The sequence below is a fragment of the Mesorhizobium sp. M4B.F.Ca.ET.214.01.1.1 genome, assembly GCF_004791545.1.
Taxonomy (GTDB): Bacteria; Pseudomonadota; Alphaproteobacteria; order Rhizobiales; family Rhizobiaceae; genus Mesorhizobium; species Mesorhizobium abyssinicae.
Genome location: NZ_SRUX01000219.1, coordinates 1 through 315, shown reverse-complemented (window position 1 = coordinate 315; position 315 = coordinate 1). Strand labels below are relative to the sequence as shown.

Here is a 315-nt window from a genome sequence, read left to right as displayed (position 1 = left end):
CCAACGGGAGACCGTTGAATGATGAACGTTTACACCACGTTCCCTTAATATTTCAGATATATCACGATAACTCAATGCATATCTTAGATAGTAGCCAACGGCTACAGTGATAACATCCTTGTTAAATTGTTTATATCTGAAATAGTTCATACAGAAGACTCCTTTTTGTTAAAATTATATTATAAATTCAACTTTGCAACAGAACCGTATTTTATGAGTACACTCTAAATTAAGGAGACGTATAATCAATCTAAAATTATAATTTTATACTTTTGTTACATAATCTTTCTACTTACAGATATATTGTAAAAAAAC

The 315-nt window shown here is 29.2% G+C and carries 1 pseudogene; it reads right to left on the bottom strand.

Annotated features, from left to right (window positions below):
- Window positions 1–150: pseudogene (locus EN857_RS33960) on the bottom strand (IS6 family transposase); the annotation flags it as partial.
- Between the last annotated feature and the right edge of the window lie 165 nt (window positions 151–315).